This is a genomic window from Sphingobacterium alimentarium (genome assembly GCF_004342685.1).
Lineage (GTDB): Bacteria > Bacteroidota > Bacteroidia > Sphingobacteriales > Sphingobacteriaceae > Sphingobacterium > Sphingobacterium alimentarium.
Map to the genome: position 1 here is coordinate 1 of NZ_SMBZ01000019.1, position 20,682 is coordinate 20,682.

19 protein-coding genes and 1 pseudogene are annotated in these 20,682 nt (G+C 39.0%); 10 read left to right on the forward strand and 10 right to left on the reverse strand.

Going from position 1 to position 20,682, the window contains the following annotated elements; translation table 11 throughout:
- A pseudogene (locus EDC17_RS08275) lies at window positions 1–1,337 on the forward strand (IS1634 family transposase); the annotation flags it as partial.
- A 101-nt stretch (window positions 1,338–1,438) separates the two neighbouring features.
- Here the strand turns inward: EDC17_RS08275 and EDC17_RS08280 are convergent.
- Both EDC17_RS08280 and EDC17_RS08285 read right to left on the reverse strand, forming a co-directional pair.
- The gene (locus tag EDC17_RS08280) at window positions 1,439–1,855 is read right to left on the reverse strand and encodes a copper resistance protein NlpE (protein ID WP_132777620.1); all 417 of its coding nucleotides are present in this window, start codon (window positions 1,853–1,855) and stop codon (window positions 1,439–1,441) included.
- A 61-nt stretch (window positions 1,856–1,916) separates the two neighbouring features.
- Window positions 1,917–2,249, reverse strand: a complete 333-nt coding sequence (locus EDC17_RS08285) for a tetratricopeptide repeat protein (RefSeq protein ID WP_132777621.1) — start codon at window positions 2,247–2,249, stop codon at window positions 1,917–1,919.
- 141 nt (window positions 2,250–2,390) lie between these two features.
- Between EDC17_RS08285 and EDC17_RS08290 the strand changes: the two genes are divergently transcribed.
- The 4 genes from EDC17_RS08290 (at window position 2,391) to EDC17_RS08305 (ending at window position 6,244) form a co-directional block, all read left to right on the forward strand.
- The gene (locus tag EDC17_RS08290) at window positions 2,391–3,131 is read left to right on the forward strand and encodes an electron transfer flavoprotein subunit beta/FixA family protein (protein ID WP_132777622.1); all 741 of its coding nucleotides are present in this window, start codon (window positions 2,391–2,393) and stop codon (window positions 3,129–3,131) included.
- A 19-nt stretch (window positions 3,132–3,150) separates the two neighbouring features.
- On the forward strand, window positions 3,151–4,125 hold the full coding sequence (locus EDC17_RS08295; RefSeq protein ID WP_132777623.1) for an electron transfer flavoprotein subunit alpha/FixB family protein: 975 nt from the start codon (window positions 3,151–3,153) through the stop codon (window positions 4,123–4,125).
- Window positions 4,126–4,228: 103 nt separating this feature from the next.
- On the forward strand, window positions 4,229–4,858 hold the full coding sequence (locus EDC17_RS08300) for a bifunctional nuclease family protein (RefSeq protein WP_132777624.1): 630 nt from the start codon (window positions 4,229–4,231) through the stop codon (window positions 4,856–4,858).
- 9 nt (window positions 4,859–4,867) lie between these two features.
- Complete coding sequence (locus EDC17_RS08305; RefSeq protein ID WP_132777625.1) at window positions 4,868–6,244, forward strand: nucleoside permease; 1,377 nt, start codon at window positions 4,868–4,870, stop codon at window positions 6,242–6,244.
- 65 nt (window positions 6,245–6,309) lie between these two features.
- Here the strand turns inward: EDC17_RS08305 and EDC17_RS08310 are convergent, their stop codons facing one another.
- Both EDC17_RS08310 and EDC17_RS08315 read right to left on the reverse strand, forming a co-directional pair.
- Window positions 6,310–6,810 carry a hypothetical protein gene (locus EDC17_RS08310; RefSeq protein ID WP_243646089.1) on the reverse strand — a complete coding sequence of 167 codons (501 nt, stop codon included), beginning with the start codon at window positions 6,808–6,810 and terminating at the stop codon, window positions 6,310–6,312.
- A 101-nt stretch (window positions 6,811–6,911) separates the two neighbouring features.
- On the reverse strand, window positions 6,912–7,466 hold the full coding sequence (locus EDC17_RS08315) for a C40 family peptidase (protein ID WP_132777626.1): 555 nt from the start codon (window positions 7,464–7,466) through the stop codon (window positions 6,912–6,914).
- Window positions 7,467–7,545: 79 nt separating this feature from the next.
- Between EDC17_RS08315 and EDC17_RS08320 the strand changes: the two genes are divergently transcribed.
- The gene (locus EDC17_RS08320; RefSeq protein WP_132777627.1) at window positions 7,546–8,442 is read left to right on the forward strand and encodes an EamA family transporter; all 897 of its coding nucleotides are present in this window, start codon (window positions 7,546–7,548) and stop codon (window positions 8,440–8,442) included.
- A gap of 252 nt (window positions 8,443–8,694) precedes the next feature.
- Here EDC17_RS08320 and EDC17_RS08325 read toward each other — a convergent pair whose 3' ends face one another.
- Window positions 8,695–10,542, reverse strand: a complete 1,848-nt coding sequence (locus EDC17_RS08325; RefSeq protein WP_132777628.1) for a vWA domain-containing protein — start codon at window positions 10,540–10,542, stop codon at window positions 8,695–8,697.
- Between the two features lie 87 nt (window positions 10,543–10,629).
- Between EDC17_RS08325 and EDC17_RS08330 the strand changes: the two genes are divergently transcribed.
- Window positions 10,630–11,199, forward strand: a complete 570-nt coding sequence (locus EDC17_RS08330; RefSeq protein WP_132777629.1) for an RNA polymerase sigma factor — start codon at window positions 10,630–10,632, stop codon at window positions 11,197–11,199.
- On the forward strand, window positions 11,192–12,388 hold the full coding sequence (locus EDC17_RS08335) for a hypothetical protein (RefSeq protein WP_132777630.1): 1,197 nt from the start codon (window positions 11,192–11,194) through the stop codon (window positions 12,386–12,388). The genes EDC17_RS08330 and EDC17_RS08335 overlap by 8 nt, the downstream gene beginning before the upstream one ends.
- A 21-nt stretch (window positions 12,389–12,409) precedes the next feature.
- Here EDC17_RS08335 and EDC17_RS08340 read toward each other — a convergent pair whose 3' ends face one another.
- Window positions 12,410–13,285 (reverse strand): energy transducer TonB, encoded by an 876-nt coding sequence (locus EDC17_RS08340; RefSeq protein WP_132777631.1) that lies wholly within the window; start codon window positions 13,283–13,285, stop codon window positions 12,410–12,412.
- Window positions 13,286–13,598: 313 nt separating this feature from the next.
- Here EDC17_RS08340 and EDC17_RS08345 point away from each other — a divergent pair, with 313 nt between their 5' ends.
- Both EDC17_RS08345 and EDC17_RS08350 read left to right on the forward strand, forming a co-directional pair.
- Window positions 13,599–14,012: a hypothetical protein gene (locus EDC17_RS08345; RefSeq protein WP_132777632.1), complete on the forward strand. Its 414-nt coding sequence runs from the start codon at window positions 13,599–13,601 to the stop codon at window positions 14,010–14,012.
- 78 nt (window positions 14,013–14,090) lie between these two features.
- Complete coding sequence (locus tag EDC17_RS08350; RefSeq protein ID WP_132777633.1) at window positions 14,091–16,724, forward strand: cation transporter; 2,634 nt, start codon at window positions 14,091–14,093, stop codon at window positions 16,722–16,724.
- Window positions 16,725–16,876: 152 nt separating this feature from the next.
- On the opposite strand, the gene EDC17_RS08355 is transcribed toward EDC17_RS08350, so the two are convergent.
- The 4 genes from EDC17_RS08355 to floA all read right to left on the reverse strand — a co-directional run bounded on the left by EDC17_RS08355 (window position 16,877) and on the right by floA (window position 20,556).
- Window positions 16,877–17,785 carry an IS4 family transposase gene (locus tag EDC17_RS08355; protein ID WP_243646090.1) on the reverse strand — a complete coding sequence of 303 codons (909 nt, stop codon included), beginning with the start codon at window positions 17,783–17,785 and terminating at the stop codon, window positions 16,877–16,879.
- Window positions 17,786–18,151: 366 nt separating this feature from the next.
- On the reverse strand, window positions 18,152–18,742 hold the full coding sequence (locus tag EDC17_RS08360) for a Maf family nucleotide pyrophosphatase (RefSeq protein ID WP_207895728.1): 591 nt from the start codon (window positions 18,740–18,742) through the stop codon (window positions 18,152–18,154).
- 1 nt (window position 18,743) lies between these two features.
- Window positions 18,744–19,262, reverse strand: a complete 519-nt coding sequence (locus EDC17_RS08365) for a KdsC family phosphatase (RefSeq protein ID WP_132777634.1) — start codon at window positions 19,260–19,262, stop codon at window positions 18,744–18,746.
- A 316-nt stretch (window positions 19,263–19,578) separates the two neighbouring features.
- The gene (floA, locus tag EDC17_RS08370; RefSeq protein WP_132777635.1) at window positions 19,579–20,556 is read right to left on the reverse strand and encodes a flotillin-like protein FloA; all 978 of its coding nucleotides are present in this window, start codon (window positions 20,554–20,556) and stop codon (window positions 19,579–19,581) included.
- Window positions 20,557–20,682 lie beyond the last annotated feature (126 nt).

Sequence of the window (20,682 nt, forward strand, 5' to 3'; positions counted from 1 at the left end):
AAACGTAATAAAAGCGGTTCCACTAGTGTTCAGATTATTGATAAATCTTCTGGTCGGTATATTGTTCATCAAACTGTCGGTAGTTCTTCAGATCAACAAGAGATCGATCGTCTTATAAAAAAAGGTAAAAGGATTATTGAAAGTAATGGTGGGCAAACTAGTATTCCATTTCAGCGTTCCCAAGAACTAGACTTCATAGATACCTTTCTGAATAGCTTAGATACAATGAGTCTTGTTGGTCCAGAGTTGTTGCTAGGACATATTTTTAATGATATTGGCTTCAAATAAGTTTTGCACATACTCTAGGTATTCTTGGAGGAAAACTATCCATTGTTTTCTACGATGTAACAACCTTGTATTTCGAGGCCAGTGATGAAGATGACTTGCGTAAAAGAGGTTTTAGCAAAGATGGGAAACACCAACACCCACAAATCGTACTTGGTTTATTAGTAAGTGAAAATGGGTACCCACTGGATTATGATATTTTTGAAGGGAACAAGTACGAGGGAGAAACCCTGCTTCCCATCATTGAACATTTCACTTCTAAATATTCATTTGAAAATTTGGTTGTTGTTGCTGACTCAGGTCTGCTATCTAAGAGTAACATACAAAAACTTAAAGATGGCGGCTATCAGTATATTTTAGGTGCTCGTATAAAGAATATGGGAAACAGCATAACCGAGCAGATCTTGAACCTTAAACTGGGGGACAAAGAGAGTGCAGAAATTAAAATGGAGGGGGAAGATAAATTGATTGTTGGCTATAAGAAAAGCCGTGCCTCAAAGGATGGGAAGAATAGGAAACGAGGTCTTGATAAACTTGAAAAGGCTATTCAAGGTGGGAAGTTGGGGAAAAGCAATATTAACAATAGAGGATATAATAAATACCTGACAATGAGCGGAGAGGTAAGTATTTCAATAAACCATGATAAGTACAATGACGATAGTAAATGGGATGGATTGAAGGGATATATGACGAATTGTAATCTTTCAAAAGAAGACGTAATCAAACAGTACAGCTTATTGTGGAATATCGAACGAACCTTTAGGATATCCAAATCAGATTTACAAATAAGACCTCTTTTTCATCGGCTCAGAAAAAGGATAGAATCGCACATATGTATCTCGTTTGCGGCGTGCAAAGTCTACAAAGAACTGGAACGGCTACTGAAAGAGAAAAACGCGGGATACAGTGCAGAACAAGCAATCGAGATAATCAAAACGATCTACAAAGTGAAAATACAGACCCCATATTCTGAACAGATATATGAAAGACTGATTATCAAAAATGATGATCAAAAAGCAATTGTTGATTTCTTTGATCTAGACCTAAATTGAGAAAATTTATCTTGGGTGTCCCATTGCACAAAACAGGAGACAGTGAATAGAAAATATGTAATAAAAAGAATAGGGCTGAGAAATCAGCCCTATTCTTTTTATTATTTAACTCGCGATAATTGATATTTTTCTGCTAGATCACCCTTAATTTCATTGCCAGAAAGATCCAGTTGCAACAAATAGTCTGAATTGACTTTATATTGATAGTCCACCCCTTCCAGGCTGAGCGTATTTTTCTCCATAGACCACTCCCCTTTCTTGACGAATTGATCATTTGATTTACCTTCGTAGATATACCGAAGGACATAGGAGTTATCTGGGTTCAATTCCAACATCGTATTGATAGCTTCGCAATCTACGCAAGGTAAATTGCCGCTGTACATACCAGAAATATTCACGGACAACTGCTTCATAGCTTCATTATTTTCCTTGGCCGCAAGGCTTTTTTGATTGTTGACACAACTAAGCGCTATTGTCAACAATAGGAAAACAAAAGATATGTAAATGAGCCAACGCATAATACTCTCTTGTAGGCAAAAATAATACCAAAACGTTAGTTTTTTTTCCTTTGTCTAAAATTTAACAATCTTCGTCTTCATCGAGCCCCATCAGCATATTCAACGCACCCATTAATTCACTCTTAGCATGCGCATTACGTAGTCGTGTGGCGAGAAGAATTCCTTGCTTATACACCTCTTCTGCTTTAGCTGAATCACCCTGCTTTTCCAAGAATTTCCCAAAATGGTAATATGTCCCTACGTAGTCAGGAAAGTTAGTCACTAGATTCTCAAAACCTGCGATTACCCGCGCATTATCGTTGGCCTTTAGGTATTCCATAGTCAATGCATAATGCAAGAATGGATCCTGTGGACTTTCACGCAAAAATTCTTCTAATTGTTCTATCCGATTCATAGTACAAAAATAAACTATTGCAGTACAAAAGGATAGAAACATGGAAATAATTTATTATGCACGCATAGGAATTTAAAAACTATTGACTATATTTGATATATAAACTTGAATGATAAGCATAAACCTTTAAATCATTAAAACATGAAAATATTAGTTTGTATAAGTAATGTTCCAGATACAACATCTAAAATTACATTTACTAACAATAACTCTGAATTCAATACGGCTGGCGTTCAGTACATCATTAATCCTTATGATGAGATTGCTTTAGCGAGAGCCATTGAATTGACAGATGCAGGCACTAGTGGTACAGTAACTGTGATCACCGTTGGCGATGCTTCGACAGAGGCTACTATTCGCAAAGCCTTGGCTATTGGTGCTAACGATGCCGTACGTGTGGATGCGCTTCCTTCGGATGCATGGTTTGTAGCCAATCAAATTGCAGATTATGCGAAAAAGAACAATTTCGATTTAATCCTTACGGGTCGCGAATCTATTGATTACAATGGCGCGCAAGTTGGCGCAATGGTTGCCGAACTTTTGGGTTTACCTTCTGTCTCTATAGCCAAAGGACTAGCTATTGAAGGCAATCAAGCACGCCTCGAACGTGAAATTGAAGGCGGCAAAGAAGTCGTATCTGCTACGCTGCCATTAGTAGTAGGAACAGCAGAAGGCGTTGCAGAACCAAAAATCCCGAATATGCGTGGTATCATGGCTGCTCGAACCAAACCTCTCTCCGTTGTCGAGCCTATAGCCGTACAGCCATTAACTAAAATCAACAATTACAGTACGCCTCCGGCGAGAGGAAACGTCAAATTGGTTGACGAGAATAGTATTAATGAGTTGGTGAATTTATTACATAGCGAAGCTAAAGTTATCTAACGTAGAATCAGAATTAATTATGTCAGTTTTAGTATATATAGAAAATACAGATGGCCAACTTAAAAAGTCAGCTTTTGAAGTTGCTACCTATGGAAAAGATATCGCAACACAATTAAATACCGAAGCAATTGCTTTATCCATTGGCGATATTTCAACCGATGAATTGTCAAAGTTAGGCGCTTACGGTATTTCGAAAGTGTACCATGTCACGAATGATGATTTAAAAACTTTTGTAAACCAGGCTTACGCATCTATTGTAGCCGCTGCAGCGAAGCAAGAGAATGCATCAGTGGTGGTATTATCCAATACCTTCAGCGGAAAAGGATTAGCTCCACGCTTAGCTACTAAGCTGGAGGCAGGAATTGTGTCGGGTGCGATTTCGTTACCGACGATCAATGGTAATACTTTTGAAGTGCAAAAGACTGCGTTTTCAAATAAAGCTATTGCGACTGTAGTGGTAGACTCGGCTGTCAAGGTAATCACGATCAATCCAAATAGTTATACCGTAAAAGAAGTGGGTGGCTCTGCTGCCTTAGAAAACTTTACAGCTCCTGTACAATCGAGCGACTTCAGCACGGTGGTGAAAGATATCGTGCGTGCAACAGACAAAATCTCATTGCCTGAAGCAGAAATCGTAGTTTCCGCAGGGCGAGGTATGAAAGGGCCAGAAAACTGGTCTATGATCGAGGAACTTGCAGAAGTATTGGGAGCCGCTACGGCATGTTCGAAACCGGTTTCGGATGCTGGGTGGAGACCACACTCAGAGCACGTAGGACAGACAGGTATCGTGGTGAGCCCGAATTTGTATATCGCAATCGGTATTTCTGGGGCTATACAACACCTTGCAGGCGTAAGTTCTTCTAAGACTATTGTAGTGATTAATAAGGATCCTGAAGCACCATTTTTCAAAGTGGCAGACTATGGAATCGTTGGCGATGCCTTCACAATCGTTCCGAAATTGATCGAAGCACTTAAAGCACATAAAGGAAACTAAACAAAAATCCTTACTATAAATCATGGTAGCATGTACAAAAAATCGCATGCTACTTTTTTTTTGGCATTAATATTCACATCTTTGTATCATTGAAGGTGTTCGGATGAAGAAACTTAAGTTAGATATCGTTGGCTTATCGTATAGCCAAACACAGTCAGGCGCATATGCACTCGTCTTGGGCGAAATTAACGGCAATAGACGTCTTCCTATTATCATTGGAAGTTTCGAAGCGCAGGCGATTGCAGTCGAAATCGAGAAGATGACGCCAAGTCGTCCCCTTACACATGATTTATTCAAAACATTTGCCCAATCTTTCGATATTACGGTAGATGAAGTCTTGATTTATAATCTTGTAGATGGTATTTTCTTTGCCAAATTAATCTGCAGCCAAGGAAGTCAAACTTTTGAAATTGATGCACGTACTTCCGATGCCGTAGCGTTGGCTGTGCGATTTGAATGTCCCATTTACACATACGATTTCATCATGTCCGCTGCAGGAATAGTCATAGAGAGTAATGATTTCGCCTTTTTGGAAAACATGAATACTCCCGCTAGTGATGAATCCGCCCCGGCAGCAGCAGCACCGCAAGAATATAACAAACCAAAAGAGGTGTCTCCCTATGCCTCTTTGACGATGGAGCAACTCGAAAACACACTAGAAAAAGCGATTGCAAACGAGCAATACGAAGTTGCTGCAAAAATTCGTGACGAAATAGAAAGAAGAAAATCATAATTTAATAATATGTCAATCAAATTGAGACTCACCATCATGAACTTTCTTCAGTTCTTTGTATGGGGAGCATGGTTAATCACAATAGCAAACTATTGGTTCGGGACAAAGAGTTGGGATGGAACACAATTCGGTGCTATTTTTGCCACAATGGGAATCGCTTCCCTATTCATGCCTACGCTGATAGGGATTATAGCCGACCGTTGGGTGAATGCCGAAAAATTGTACTCTCTTCTTCATTTCCTCTATGCCATCTGTTTAATTTATCTTGCCCAAGTCGATAATCCAAGCACTTTCTTTACGGTCATATTAGCGGCGATGTGCTGTTATATGCCGACGCTGGCTTTATCAAATTCCATTGCTTATAGCTCGTTAACGGCTGCCAAGTATGACTTGATCAAAGCCTTTCCACCGATTCGGGTGTGGGGTACCGTGGGATTTATCGCTGCCATGTGGATTACGAACTTATCGGGTAATAAAGCTACGGAATTCCAATTTTATATTGCGGCAGCAGGATCTATTGCGCTTGCTGTGTATTCCATTTTTATGATTCCAAAATGTCCACCACAGCGCCTTATCAAAGAGAATGCGAAATGGACAGAACTGCTGGGCTTAGAAGCCTTCAAGTTGTTTGCCAATTATAAGATGGCTCTCTTCTTTATTTTCTCCATGTTTTTGGGTGCAGCTTTGCAATTGACCAATGCGTATGGTGATGTATTCCTAAGCGAATTTGCCTTTTATCCAAAATATGCTTCCTCGCTGGTAGTGGAAGGATCTACTATTATTATGTCCATCTCCCAGATCTCGGAGACCTTATTTATCTTGGCTATACCTTTCTTTCTGAAAAGGTTTGGGATACGTAATGTTATGTTGTTTGCTATGGTAGCTTGGGTGTTGCGATTCGGCTTATTTGCTTATGGCAACCCTTCTGATGGACTATGGATGATTATTCTGTCCTGTGTGGTGTATGGACTGGCTTTTGACTTCTTCAATATATCAGGCTCTCTATTTGTGGAAAGTTCTACCGATTCAAAGATTAGATCTTCTGCTCAAGGATTGTTTATGATGATGACTAATGGTTTCGGTGCTGTATTTGGCTCTATCTCATCAGGATGGCTGATAGACAAATATTTTACACACGGCTATAGCAATGCGAATGAACTAGCCAATCGTCTAGAGACTACAGTGGACAATTCTAAATTCTTAGAGTTCATCTCTAGCCGAGGTATCAATATCGAGAATGGTTTATTTAATGAAATAATAAACTTAAAGGACTGGCACAGTATATGGCTTGCATTTGCAGCCTATACGCTAATCATCGTGATTGCTTTTGCTTTACTATTCAAGCACAAACACAATCCGAATGATATCGAAGGTGTAAATCATTAAGGGAAATAAAAAAGGGAAATCAAATCTGATTTCCCTTTTTTTATGCTTATTTAATTTCTGTTTATTTAGCGAGCTTGTGCTTCGGCGATCATGGTAATCACGGCGTCAATTGTGGACTTTGCCGCATCTTTCATTTTCTGTGTACCGTTATAATCAGCATCTAAAACGACTTCTTTTGATTTTTCTTTGTATGTATATTTTAAAATATAGCGAGGAACATTTTTACCATCCGCCTCAGCTGTTCGAGTAGTAGTCATATCATCATCTACGTTCCAAAATCCCAATTCCATAGCCTTGCGGTGTAAATACAGTAAATCATCTTTGCGCATTTTTACGGTATCTTTCATCACGCGGTTATCTTTTGTCAAATACTGATATTCAGCAGTCTTTGAATCATATTTATTGAGCATCTCTCCAGGCAACCCATATGTCAACTCAATGGATTCGAAATCAGAAAAACGGTAAGGAGCATTTTTTACCATTGCAGAATAGTACACCCAACAATAAATGATGAAAGGTACAATCACACAAATGGCTAGAAAAATTCTTTTTGATCTACTTGTCATGTTGTTTTAATAAAAATGTAGGCAAAAATACACAAATTGTGGGCATTATCCCTTTGTTTGTATACTAACCTTTTACAATTGACATTGTTATTACTTCCAAGCTAAATTTGAGGTGTACCGCATCGCGTAAAGTATTTGTAATACCAGGTATCTTTTAGGTTGGAAATGACAACTCCTTGCTTGGTCGAGACATGCACAAACTTGTCATTATGCAAATAGATGCCCACATGATCAATATTTTTCCCTCCAAAGGAGAAAAATACCAAATCCCCTTCCTGAAGTTGATTATCATATTTGCGTTTGACTATTTCAGCCATATCGCGGGAGGTGCGCGGCAGGTTCTTACGGTATACTTCTTGATAAATCATGCCTACGAAGCCGGAACAATCAATACCATTTTTACTTTGACCGCCCAAGCGATGGGGACTTCCCATCCAATCGTCTATATACGCGTAGAGATTCTCATTCAATTCTTTAGGATTCGCATCCAACAATTCAGCATAATATTGTTTAATATTCGCTCTTTTGCCTGAAGGTCGTTCTATTGTGGTTTTCGTAGGTCCGGTGATGGTGGATTTTTTTCTAGCACCACAAGAACTCAAAATCAAGGCTATACACAGGGGAAAGACAAGCAATCCTACTATTTTGGAGGTCATTTTATGCATAAACAAATCTACATTTCAAATGCAATATAGTGGATTCTTTTTATCCACATTAGTTAACTACTTTTGCAGGATGAAACATTTAAAAGGTGCTCTAGCCGTGTTTATAGGAGCTGCAAGCTTTGGGGTATTGTCTACTTTTGTGAAAAAAGCATATGCCGCAGGTTTTTCTTTGGGTGAGGTGACAGGCGTTCAAGCATTATTAGGAATGCTTATACTGTGGATAATTTTTATCGTTATGAAAGTTATCAAAGTAGATTTTAACAAATACCCCCGCAAAACAGCAAGTTGGAAAATAATGATGGCCGGCATTTCAACAGGTATCGTGAGCATCATCTATTATAAATGTGTACAGCTAGTGCCTGCATCCATCGCAATTGTCTTGCTCATGCAATTCATTTGGATCGGCGCGCTTATAAATTATCTGGTATTCAAACAAAAGCCTACCAAAAAACAAAGCATAGGGATTGTACTCATTCTCGCTGCCACACTTCTAGCTACTGGCGTATTCGAATCAGCTATTCAAGATTTATCTGCTCTTGGAATTTTCTATGGTATACTTGCAGCCTTAGCGTATTCGATATTCATTATGGTCAATGGAAAAGTCGGCAATGACTATCCTCCTGTACAAAAAAGCGCCTTGATGGTAACGGGTGCCTGTATACTGATTTTTGTTGTACTTCAACCTTTTTCATTGTTGCAGACCACTGTAGATTTAGAAATTTACAAGTATGGGGTTCTATTAGCTGTTTTTGGAACCGTACTGCCTCCTTTTCTATTTGCCTATGGTATGCCCAAGATTGATTTGGCTTTAGGATCTATATTGAGTGCAGTGGAATTGCCTGTAGCGGTAGCCATGTCATATTTTGTATTATACGAAAATGTATCCCTGCTTCAATGGTTGGGTGTCGCTTTTATTTTGGCCGTAGTGATCTGGACGAATTATAATAAAAAGTCTAATTTGTTATAAAAAGATCTCCTGAGCAAACTTTTATTTTAAAGGGATTCGGACAATACGCCCAGTGTTTGTTAAAACAGCACATATCGTATCTTCCAAAGACTGTGAAGGCATACCCGATGGATTACACTTCAGTCCTGCAGGCTATAGACAATTAGGAAAAAATTACGCGAACACTATTCTCAATTTATATCATTATTAGTTTCAGTAAATGTGGCCACCCTCGGCCACATTTACTTTAACTCCGCACTGTCTTAATTCTCGCTAATTCTTTACTATTTCATTGCTTTTCATCAATACTTTGGCGTTTTCTGCAATTTTTATAAACTCTGCGCGGTATCCCTCTTCATCATATCCTTTACTTTGTTTAGCACGCTGAATGAGTGCGTCAAAACTAGACTGTTGCTTGAATGAGGAATTGCGCAAAAGCATACCCAATTCAGCTACTGCTGACGCAAATTTGAAATCCGTGCTCATAGGCTGTACCGCATCATGCATCACAATATGCTGCTGCAAATTGGATTTATTCCCTTGAGGATCCTTGTATCGAAACTTAATAGTAGCAAGCTCGGATGAATTATTGGTATTCGACTGGTCTTGGCTCTTTTGATATTTCAAAGGATCTACATTTCCTACCTCTTCCGATTGAACACCCGCGGGAATGATATCATAAATAGCAGTCACCACATGCCCCACTCCCATATCACCACCAACTTTCTTGTCATTATTAAAATCTTCTGCATCCATCAAGCGGTTCTCATAGCCTACCAAACGGTAATATTGTACATATTTCGGGTTGAATTCTACCTGTATCTTGACATCTTTGGCGACCGTGAACAGTGTACCACCAAACTCATTAATCATTGCCTTACGTGCCTCCGCAATATCGTTAATGTAAGCATAGTTGCCACGACCTTTGTTGGCCAATAGTTCCAACTTACTATCCTTATAATTTCCCATGCCATATCCCAGGATGGAAATGTTTACACCGGATTCACGTTCTTTTTCTATTAATCTTTCCATATCCGAATCACTCGACGCGCCGACATTAAAATCCCCATCTGTAGCCATCACGATGCGATTATTTCCGCCCTTAATAAAATTTGTGCGAGAGAGATTGTAGGCCATTTTCAACCCATCACCGCCTGCAGTAGATCCACCCGCTTCCAGCCCGTCAATGATTTCCTTTATCTTCATTTTCTGATTGCCCGCTGTACTTTCTAGACGCACAGAAGCATTCCCTGCATACGTCACTATCGCTACCTTATCTTTATCGCGCAACTGATCGACAAGTAGTTTCAGAGAAGATTTCACTAAGGGCAGCTTATTCGCATCATACATCGAACCCGATACATCGATCAAAAAGACAAAGTTGGACGATGGAAGATTTTCCGTAGGAATATCTTTTGCTTTGAGAGAGACCCGCAACAATTGGTGTTTGGAATTCCATGGTGATGGAGAAAGTTCCGAATAAATAGCGACAGGGCTATTGCCCTGGGGCGAAGGCATATCATATTGAAAATAATTAATCATTTCTTCAATACGTACGGCATCAACGGGAGGTAAATTCCCGCCATTCAAAAATCGTTTTATATTGTTATAAGAAGCCACATCTACATCCGCTGCAAATGTTGATAATGCTTCCTTGAGCGGACTTATAAATTTATTTTCTTTAAATTCTGCGTAAGATTCGGTGTTGGCTGGTGTCCGGCGCACCTGGCGTACAGATAGACCAGCTACATTACCTTGCAAGACGCTGCCCACTTGCATAGCTCTTTTTGGTTGAGATGCGTAAGCTGTCACAACGACCTCATCGAGTTGAGTCGGCGCACTTTGCAAATAAATTTTTATTTTTTCTCCTTTTTTGACGATATGCGTGGTGGGTTCATACCCAATAAATAAAAAGGTTAAGGTATCATTTACAAATGATGATATCGTGAATGCACCACGCTCATCGGTGAGCACTTGGTTGTTATTACTGGATTTTACCATGACACCACGAAGGGCCGTTTTACTATCCATATCACTCACCGTACCTTCGATTGGCATCAAATTTTGACCTTTAGCTACTATAGCCGTAAGTGTCAGAAGAAGTATCCATAGCTTTTTCATATTGACTCAAGATTTAATTTTTCTTAACGGATGCAGGAAGAATGAAATTTCCATAATCAAGAAAAAAAAATTATTTTGAGCCTGATTATGAAATTACATGACTCGTCCATTTCGAATGAAACAGATGAATCTTTATTGGCTAAATACTTGGCCGATGAAGATTTGACTTCGCTAGGTAAGTTATACACGCGACATAGCGAGATGGTGTACTACGTCTGTCTGCGCTATTTCAAGGACGAGGAGAAAAGCAAGGATGCAGTGATGCAGCTTTTCGAACAGCTGATCGCTAAAGTAAAAAAACAGGAAATAAAAGTATTTCCGAAATGGCTTTATGTAGTGACCAAAAACTATTGCCTCATGGAATTGCGGTCTTCCAAAAATAATTATGAAATTTCGACGGATGAATTTGTGGAATTTCCACTTCATATGCATCCATCAGAAACGTACGAAGAAAAAGAAGTACGATTATCGCAATTAGAACATTGTATTGAAAAGCTACCTGACAAACAACGTATTAGTATTGATTTATTTTTTATCAATCAAAAATGCTACAAAGAAGTCGTTGACATCACAGGATATAGCATGAAAGATGTGAAAAGCTATATACAGAATGGGAAGAGGAATTTAAAAAATTGCATGGAAAAATCAGATGAGTAGATTTACTTCAGATATCAAATATTTGCGTCAATATGTGAATGGCGAACTTTCTCCTGCAGAGATGCATGAGATCGAACGGGCTATGCACGAAGACGAAATGTTGATGGATATCATCGAAGGGTTAGAACATGAGAAAATGCAAGGGTATCCAAACCCTATTGCGGACCTACAGTCTCAAATCAAGTCGAGAGCCCTAAAAGAAAATTCCACTACCCTCTTTACCTTCAAAAAACTGGCGATTGCGGCCTCCATTATGGTTGTCCTATCGGCTGCGGCTATTTATTTCTTCACCCCGCGTATGGATGTAGAATTAGCCAATACGGTTATTAAACCTGCCGAAGTTCCTACAGAAATACAAAATAATAGTGATGTTGCTTTAGATTCTTCATGGATTGCACACTCCGAACAGGTAGAGCAATCCCAAGGTATGACTGCGGCAACGTCCAGCCCACAATCAAAAACTCCAGCTGTCGTACCGTCCAAAAAAATTGACCCTCAAACTCTAATTGTATATGAAGCAAAACCGAAACTTCCCGTGGTAATCGAGGGGTCTAGAAAGTTCGATCTTCCTCAGCAAGAGATCATACATACAAATGAAGGTCGACAATCACAGATGCCGCAAACGGAACTATTGACTTCGCGCGCTGTTGCTGCCCGCCAGCCTACTCCTTCTACGACTTCTGTGGCTAAATCCCAGGCAGATCTGCAACGAATGAACTTGGATCCAAAAACTAAGGCGGATCTGATGAATATTTTAGCCAAACAATCCCAAGAGGAGAAAACGGAGGTGACGGAAAAACTTGCTGAAAATACCATTAGCGATATACTATTTAATGGAAATTCATTAGCAAATCGAAAAACCGAAGAATCCATTACGCGGTCCTCCACAGCATCGGAAAACATTCTACCAAAAACCATTCAAAATGGTAATCCTACGGTGGGCTGGAAAGCTTTTCATCAGTATATCAGTGAGCAACTTCAAAAAAGAGGATTTGTACATTATTCGGCAAATATTTCCTTTGATTTGGACAAGGCAATGAAACCGACTCATATCGAAATCAAAACTTCATCAGACCCTAATCTGAATAACCATATTTTAGAAATCCTAAAAAAGGGGCCAACTTGGGAAAATAAAGACCCAAATCACCCCATTTTTATACGCATCGATTCTGCTGACAACAAAAACTAGTACCCATGCATAGCATATATGCTATTCGGTGCTGAGACGAATAGGAAGCGTAAATGCGACACGAACAGGTCTGCCATTTTGCACCCCAGGATTCCATTTTTTAGCACGCAGTAGTAGTTTCACCGCTTCTTGTCCTGTGCCAAAGCCCATATCTCTCAATACTTCAAATGAGCTCAGACTTCCATCTTCCTCCACCACAAACTTGATTTGAATCAATCCTTTTACATTATTATCTGCTGCAGATTGTGGAAATGTATAATTCTTAGCAATCCACTGCACGAATGCACTCATGCCTCCTTTTGGCGTCGGCATGACCTCCACACTGATGAATGGAGTGTTGTCTTTGCCTGCAGAACCTTCGATATCACCCATAGAATTTCCTCTAGAACCTCCATCGCGTGTGGAGGTCCCAAAGGTTCCACGTGTAATGAGCTCACCTCCCGGTTGACCTTTCATTCGGATGGAAGCTACTAGCTTTCTCTTGTCTAGCACTTCCGACTGATCTGCAATATCTTCCTCGGCTTTAGGCTGTGCCGTAGGATTGATCTCTGTGAATTTTACCAGATCCCGGGCCGAAATATCTTGTGCTACTTGCTGTACTTTCGTGATCGCCGTTTGTTCTTCCGCTATAGGTTCCTTTGGGACTTCTTTTTCTATTGTTAAAGTTACAGGTTGTGATATTTCTTCTAAGGTCGGGGATATATCCTTCGCATTCGGCCGAGATATAAACGATAAACCCGACAGCCCGAGCGCAACACAGACCACAATCAACAAAGCCACCGTAGTCGCCTTTCCCGAAAACAATCTTAACTGATAGGCACCGTAGGCCTTATTGCGATTAGCAAATACAATATCTAACCACTCTTTTGAATAAATTGAAGATTTGAATGACACCATAGCTTTAGAATTAAGGTTTATAACTACTTTAATACATGATGTTGTGTTTCGATGAATTCCATAAAAAAAGCTCCAAATTTAATTTGGAGCTTCTTTAAGTATTGTTTATATGCACTAATGCAATCGTGAGATTACTTTAGAATAGACTTTGACAAGTACAAAACCTGTTACACCTAAGCCTACCATACCTATTACAGCTACAGAAGGGTCGTTCAATAATTGTATCATAATTTATCGGTTTGAGTTAGACTAATATATTAAATAATTTTATTTACAAAAAAAATAATTACTATTTTTTATTAAGTTTGTAGTGATGAGACTGCTAATATATTTTATGTGTTTGATTTTCACCTTTGTTTCCATTGGTGGGAATATTTATATACATAAGTGTGAAGAGGCCACATTACTTAGTATTTATGAAAAGGTAGGTATAAACAGTTGTCCGTTTTGCGCGCAACATCATCAGGAAGAACATGCCAATGATTCGCATTGCGCTGGGGAGTGTAAAGATGACGTGTTGCCTATCGATCAACTGAGTCATACCGAATTGAGCACACAGCAGGCTTTTTTTGCGCATATTTATCCCGCTATTATTCCATTGTTATGGATTACAGCGTTCCCCACCCCTGCTGAGCATACGACTTATATTTCTTCACACGAATATTTATATGCGTATTCGGACTCATCCCCGCCTATATATCTTTTAAACCGTATTTTCAGAATCTAGGATTTTCTATTCCCCAATATTGATTAATCAGTTCTCGCTGATTAATAAATCATTTATTGCATTAGAATAGAAAATATCATGAACACATATATAAAATCATTTTTACTAGTATTTTTTTCATTCCTTACTATTACTTTATATGCCCAATCCGATAGTACGACAACATTTGATGTTGCTGGAAATTGTGGAATGTGTAAACAAAGAATAGAAAAAGCCGCCAAACTACCAGGCGTAGAGCATGCGGAATGGAACCTCCAAACCCATAAGGTCACCGTTAAGTACAATTCCAAAAAGGTTAAATTAGCTCAAATTCAGCAAGCAATAGCGAATGCAGGGCATGACAATTCGGGCTATAGAGCTCCAGATGAGGTCTACGAGAAACTGCATGAATGTTGCTTTTATGACCGACCGAATTTTGGTAATAAAGAAGATCATGTCCATGATGATCACGACGACCATACGGGAAATAATCACCAAAATGAGCAAAATAAGGAAACTCATGACGATCATGCTGACCACGACCATGAGCATATTATTACAGGAGTAGTCGTTAATGAAAATCAAAAAGCCGACTTATCTCCTATTGCAAACGTCAATGTAAAATGGCTTGAAGGTCCACAAAGTAGCACTACTACCAATGAAAATGGGGTTTTCAAAATCAAACATGACAAAGGAAATAAAAATTTAGTATTCTCTTTTGCGGGAATGCAGGCAGATACAATCGAAGTGAAGAATCTTCACGAGGTATTGGTGGTACATGCACAGAATAATGTCCTTTCGGAGGTAGTCGTGTCCCGACGCAAAAAATCCAACTATATCAACGCATTGTCCGCTAATCGTGCGGAGATTCTTACGGCACAAGAACTTTTTAAAGCGGCATGTTGTGACCTGAGCGAAAGTTTTGAAACGACGGTGTCGGTAGATGTAGTGAGCAATGATGCGGTAACCGGTAGCAAGCAGATTCAGTTGTTAGGATTAAGTGGTATATATACGCAACTAACGGTTGAAAACCTGCCTGGTCCGAGAGGTTTTGCTACACCATTGGGATTAAATAGTATTGCGGGCACTTGGATTGAGTCCATAGAGATTAGTAAAGGTATCGGATCGGTTGTGAATGGTTACGAGAATATGGCTGGGCAAATCAATGTGGAACTTAAAAAGCCTCACAATTCGGAAAGACTATATTTCAACACGTATGTCAACAATATGGGACGTACGGACGTCAATCTTAATCTTGCTCAGAAGATTAATGAAAAATGGTCGGTAGGCCTCCTTTTGCATGACAATTTCATGTACAACAAAAACATGAACTTCAGTAACAATGGATTTAGAGATATTCCGGTAGGTAATCTATTTTCCGGTATCAATAGATGGCATTATGAAAATGGCAAAGGTACTATAGCACAATTCGGCGTTAAATATCTAAAAGACAACCGTACAGGCGGTAAAGTAGATTTTAACAAGAGTCTTGACAAAGGTGACACCAAGGTATATGGATTAGGCTTTGACAACGAACGTATAGAGGGTTTCGCTAAAATCGGTTATGTATTCCCGAAGAATCGCCTGAGAAGCATCGGATTCTTAGTATCTGCTTCCAATTACATCCAAGACAGTTATTTCGGAATTCGCAATTACAATAGCGAGCAGACCAACGGTTATGCCAATTTAATATTTCAAGATATCATCGGTAGTGTGGCGCACAAATATAAAGTTGGCGCTTCCCTCACCTACGACAAATATAATGAAAATATAGAGTCCAATGTATTTGACCGCAGCGAATCCGTAACGGGCGTTTTCGTAGAATATACGTACAGTCCGAATGAAAAGATGGATGTGGTATTGGGTCTACGCGAAGACTATAATTCCTTGTATGGGTGGTTCACTACACCTCGGTTAGTGGCGCGTTACAATCCATTCACAGGTAATACCATTCGATTTAGCACAGGACGTGGTCAGCGGACGGCTAATATCTTTGCCGAAAACTTGAGTATGCTTGCGTCCTCGAGAGCGATTAATTATGCGGAATTACAAAATCAAAATAATGCCTACGGACTGAAACCAGAGGTGTCTTGGAATACAGGCATTACCCTTGATCAGAATTTTCAATTGTTCGGACGAGAGTCAGGACTATCCGTAGAATTGTTTCACAATAACTTCCAAAATCAAGTCGTAATCGATTGGGAAAATCCACGCACGGTATCCATTTATAATTTGGAAGGAAAGTCATATTCCAATAGTGTGCAAGCAGAATTTAGATTCATGCCCGCTCCGCATTTTGAAGCACGAATGGCTTACAGATTGTTGGATGTACAGACCGATTATAAATCAGGCAAATTGCAAAAGCCGTTGACTGCAAAACACAGGGGTTTTATTAACTTAGCTTATAATCTACATAGCGGATGGAGCTTTGATTATACTTTCAACACGGTAGGGTCCAAACGTATCCCGTCGACACTAGGTAACCCGGATCAATATCAATTGGCTGCGAACTCAGATGCCTACATCACTATGAACGCACAGATTAGCAAATCTTTTGGTGTAAATAAAAACTTCACTATCTATGTGGGAGGAGAGAATCTTTCCAACACATACCAAAAAGATCCAATTTTAGCAGCTGAACAACCATTTGGTCAGCACTTTGACACCAACCTCTTATGGGGTCCATTGACAGGAAGAATGTTTTATTCCGGTATTCGATACCATATCAAATAATAAAAAAGGAGGCTAAGCTAGTCATGGTCGGAAGAAATTCCGACCATTTTTTATGTTTTGAAAACTTTAGCTGGGTCTCCTCCTGCAAATATAATTAGAATGGCCGTTATCATACCTCTAAGCCCCATTACTATTCTTCGTTTGGCTGTTTTTTAGCCCAAATTATTTGATTTTTTATAAATCAACAAAAGCATCGCTGCTATCATTGTCATATAGACCATCACTTCAATTCCGTTCCTGTTCATTGAAACCAAATGACTTAGGTTGAGTTCTTGTTTCAGGAACCTGAAAAACACTTCAATATCCCAGCGTTTTCTGTAATAATCAGAAATTTCCTTGGCTGATAGTTGAAATTCGTTAGTTAGAAACCAAAATTCCTTGTTTGTTTTTTGACTTTTAATGACCACCAAACGAAACTCAGTTTCTACTTTCTCTTGCCGAAAATGCACTTTGCCTCGTTGGTTTTGTATGGGACTTCCGGTATAAAGCTTTACCTTGCTATCTTTTAGTACTTCCCAGTCATTCCATTTTAGAGGTTTTTTCGGCTCGAGAAATGATTCCATCTCTTCAAATTTTCTGTTATCTTTCGAACGAATGATAAATTTCACAGATTGTCCATCAAATTCTTTCATTGACCGTGTTGATTGCAAGCCTCTGTCTATGACATAAATATTGTCGTGATATTCTTCTTTCTTTACTTGTTTTAAAATAGCTTCCGGGAGTGCGGACTCTTCGGAAGAGTATTTCTGAGCAGTGAAAACTTCTACTCCCGAAGGTAAAATGCCGTCAAACGAAAAACTAAACTTCACTAATTTCTTACCGCTTTTCTGGTCAATGCCTTCTTTTAGCTTCGTGCAAGCATCAGCAACAATAGTGCTGTCAACTCGTATAAGATTATACTTTTCGATTTCGGTCTTCGAGTAAACCCCTGAAAACCGCTGGTAAATCTGCTCATAGATTTCTTTGAAATAACTGGGATCAATCTTGGAAAGTCTATCGGAGATAGAGCTTCTGCGAGCCCTTTCTTCTTCTCCCAATCCAAATAGGGCTTTTAAATCCACTACTGTTAAAAGTATCTTCTAATGTTCGCTGACTTAATCTTTCGTTATCGAAAATACAGAACAAAAGCAGATAAAACATCTTTATCCCATGGAGCACTTTGCTATAATAATCAACTTTAGTGGTTGCCGAAAGATGGCTTAAAAGAGCTTCGGGTATAAATGCTAAAACTTGGCTGAGAGAGATTTTGTGATCTTTAAATACGGACATACTATATAATTACTAGTGATAAATATACAAAATTCAAACTAAAAAAAACAAAATAAATATTTGATAATCAATTAATTAAGATAATTTCCTGTTTTACTAAAACACAAAAAAGTCGGAAGAAAAATCTTCCGACCATGACTAAGGCTAAGCCTCCTTTTTTATTTAATCAATTCTTTAATCTCTTGGTATAAGCGAACCGTGGGTAATCCCATCACATTTTCATACGAACCCTCAATGGATTTTACAGCGATACGTCCTATCCATTCTTGGATGCCATAGGCACCGGCCTTATCTAAAGGCTTATACTTTTGGACGTAATAATCAATCTCATCAGTATGGAGTTTTTCAAAATGAACGCGTGTCTCTTCCGTAAAACTTTGGGACTGACCTTTGTAAGACAGTGCCACACCCGTATAAACGGTATGCGTTTGGCCAGATAGGGATTGCAACACCTCTACCGCTTCTTCGGGAGATGCTGGCTTACCCAATGTATTGCCGTCTTCATCAACGACTACTGTATCTGCCGTAATGACTAGAGTATCCTGCGTCACATTATCTTTAAACACGGCTAATTTTTGCAAAGCAATATATTCAGCCGCTTGTGCTGGAGGCACCGATGATGGAATGGATTCGTCTATACTTTTCACGACCACATCAAAATCAATATCCAATGAGGCTAAGAGTTCCTTTCTACGCGGTGATTGCGAACCTAATATCACCTTTATATTTTTAATTGTATTTAGCAACATATTAGACACTTGTAGTAAATACATCAATATGCCATTTTTCCTGCAAACGCAAAGTCTTCTCAATAATATCCCTTGCGACGCCTTCCCCGCCTTTGAATTTGGAGATGTAATGACTGATTTTCTTAATATCCTCTACAGCATCAGATGGAGCCACCGCCACGCCAACTTGCTTCATACAAGCATAGTCGGGCATATCGTCGCCGACAAATAAAACCTCAGCTAGTGTATATTGGTAACGCTGTAACAATGAGGACATAACAGTCCATTTATCACTTATGCCTAGAAAGATTTCCTTGACACCCAAACCTTCAAATCTCTTCTGAATACCCAGCGATTTGGCACCTGTAATTACAAAAATATCAAACCCTTGTTTGATCGCATATTGAATAGCATAACCATCTTTTACATTGAATGTACGAAGTTGATTACCTTCTTCTGTGACTAAGATATTGCCGTTAGTAAGTACGCCATCTACATCTAAGACGATGCATTTTACACTTTTTAGTTTAGTATATATCATTTCAGAGGCCAAAGTAAATGCTTAATTTCTAGTATGCAAATATAATTTTTACTCAAAATAGTCAAATAATTATTTTGCACAACACCTAAAATCATAGGAGTGTCACAAACTAGTTGTTTTTACAACTTTTAAAAAGAAAACTCTTGACGTGTGTCAAAAGTTGATGTACCTTTGTACCAACAATTCGGAAATAATCTGGATTGTTCTTAAAAAAGTCTTTTCATAATTTAGGTTTATAATTGGTTAGTAGCAAACCTTGGCGCCCATCGTCAAGGTTTTGTTTTTTTTAGCCTAAGCCCAATTATATTCCTCGCAACTATTTCTTGTCATTACTTTTTGGCGTCGATATTGACGAGCGCATATCAGTATCTGCTTGGATGTTTTGCATTTTATAATAATCCATTACACCTAAGTTTCCACTTCGGAAAGCTTCGGCCAATGCAAGTGGGACTTGTGCCTCTGCTTCTATCACCTTAGCTTTTGCTTCTTGTGCTTTAGCACGCATCTCTTGTTCGTTAGCGACAGCCATTGCTCTACGCTCTTCAGCACGCGCATTTGCCACTTTCAAGTCAGCTTCGGCTTGATCCGTCTGCAATTTCGCACCTACGTTTTCACCGATATCAATATCTGCAATATCAATAGAAAGAATTTCGAATGCGGTACCTGAGTCAAGACCTTTGGATAATACCGTTTTGGAGATTTTATCTGGATTTTCTAATACCTCTTTATGGTCTTTTGACGAACCAATTGTCGTTACAATACCTTCACCGACACGGGCAAGGATAGTTTCTTCGCCCGCACCACCGACCAACTGATTTATGTTGGCACGAACTGTTACACGTGCTTTAGCAATTAATTGAATACCATCCTTAGCTACCGCCGCTACTGGAGGTGTATTAATTACCTGTGGATTTACGGACAATTGCACCGCATCAAATACATCACGTCCAGCCAAATCAATCGCTGTAGCAAGTTTGAAATCTAATGGAATGTTGGCTTTGTCTGCTGAAATTAAGGCTTTGATTACTTTATTTACATTTCCACCGGCTAGATAGTGGGTTTCGATATCGTTGGTAGTGATACGCAAACCTGCTTTAGTACTGGTAATCATGGCATTAGTCACCAAAGAAGGTGAAACTTTACGTAGACGCATGAGCACCAGATTTAACAAACTGATACGTACATTTGAAAGTTGCGCCGTAAACCAAAGGTTTACTGGCAAAAGATATAGCAATACGGATAGAGCTATGACCGCTCCTACGATCGTTAGAATTACACCAAATTCTGGATTCATATTTATGTAATGTTTAGTTTAAAATTACCTTCCTAAAGATATTAATTAATTTTATTTATCTAATTTTTTATCTTAAAAAAGCTAAAATCTCTTAATTTTACGAAAACATTATTAACTACGTTCTCT